This is a genomic window from Paenisporosarcina sp. P5_A11 (assembly GCF_056400705.1).
In genome coordinates, this window is the sequence record NZ_JBFUKT010000340.1 from 1 (window position 1) to 1473 (window position 1473).

A 1473-nucleotide genomic window follows, 5' to 3' on the forward strand; every position below is an offset into this window, starting at 1 on the left:
AGTAGAATATATAGCCGCGGGACTGAGAATCAATCCTTCAGTTATAGTCACACGTGGGGATGCAGCGCTGATGCTGTATAAGCTACTCGGGATGGAAACTGAATCGACTAAAGGATTTCCTGACGTTAGTCCAACAAGTTCATATTATGATGCAATCAACACAGTTGCATCACGTGGAATTGTTAGTGGATACAAAGACGGGACCTTCCGTCCTGAAGAAAAATTAACTCGTTCTCAAATGTCACGCATTCTTGCAGGTGCATTTGAATATACGATCAATACCAATGCAACCGTGCCATTTACGGATGTTAATGAACGTTGGGCGCCTTATGTTGATGCCATGTACCGCAATGGGGTAACTGCTGGTGTGACGAAAACATCATTCGCACCTAATAAACAATTAACTCGTGGTGAAATGTCTGCATTCATGAATCGTGCCTATAAAAAAGTTCCAAGTTCAGCTTATAATGATGTTGAAGTGATGAATACAATTAATGAAATAATTAATAAGACACAAAATGTAGTGATTCAAGGTTTAGCACAGTATCACCCAAAACAGAAAGCTTCGGATATCTCAGCTGACATGGCACAGCTTGCAACTGAACCTTATCTTAAATTTGCACTAGCGGGTTATGAAAGATCTTGTTATGCATGTGATGTACCAAATGTTATCCCAAATTATCAATTTAAATTGCCATATGAAATACTTTCACAAACAAACTCATTATTAAAAATGGATGCAATTGTTCCAGATAATGGTTTTCGTTCAGGACATCGCGCGATTATCGAATTAGTTCGAAGCGGTGAATCTTGGAAAATCAAATCGTATACAGCACGTTCATTTACAGAAGATCCAATCGGTCTAACGATTGAAGAGTCGCTGAAATATTTGAGATATGCAATTCCTACATTTTGGAGAGAAGAAGTGCGTACCATTAAACATATAGGGAAAGAACCCCGTTTTGGGATTGATCTCTTTTTGGTAAATGGTAAAGATAAATACATCTTTAATGTCAATACAGGTGAAGTGAATCAATACAATGGAATTTAATTTAATCAGTTAAATTAATAAAAGGAACTTGTCTTATACAATGGCAAGTTTCTTTTGCATTTTTCCAGAGTTCCGACAAGAGTTGAAAGTACCCGACACTATAGTAATCTAGTAACCAAAACTTATAGAGAATCTTAATAAAACAGTTACAATGGCTTAATATTTCGACATTCGAAATTTGATATAATTTAATTGTTACATTATTTTGAATTAAAGGGAGAGAAATGCATGCAAATGTGGAAAAAAGTTTCTGCTTCAGCATTGGCAATGTCACTAGCTGTTAGTGGATTTAGTGGGATGCAAGGAGCACTCGCTTCTAGTCATGAAGTTACTCGAGGAGAGTACGTAAAAACGATGATCGAAGCAATGGGTGTGGAGCTAGGATCAGGCAAAACGGTGAAGTTTAAAGACGTTCCAGATTC

At 37.1% G+C, this 1473-nt stretch carries 2 protein-coding genes; both read left to right on the plus strand.

What is annotated here, in order from left to right:
- The coding region (locus AC1DOS_RS20085; protein WP_477538903.1) for an S-layer homology domain-containing protein at positions 1 to 1051 on the plus strand (1051 nt) is incomplete at its 5' end.
- Positions 1052 to 1279: 228 nt separating this feature from the next.
- Positions 1280 to 1473, plus strand: a 194-nt coding sequence (locus tag AC1DOS_RS20090) for a hypothetical protein (protein ID WP_477538904.1), incomplete at its 3' end; no start/stop codon positions are given.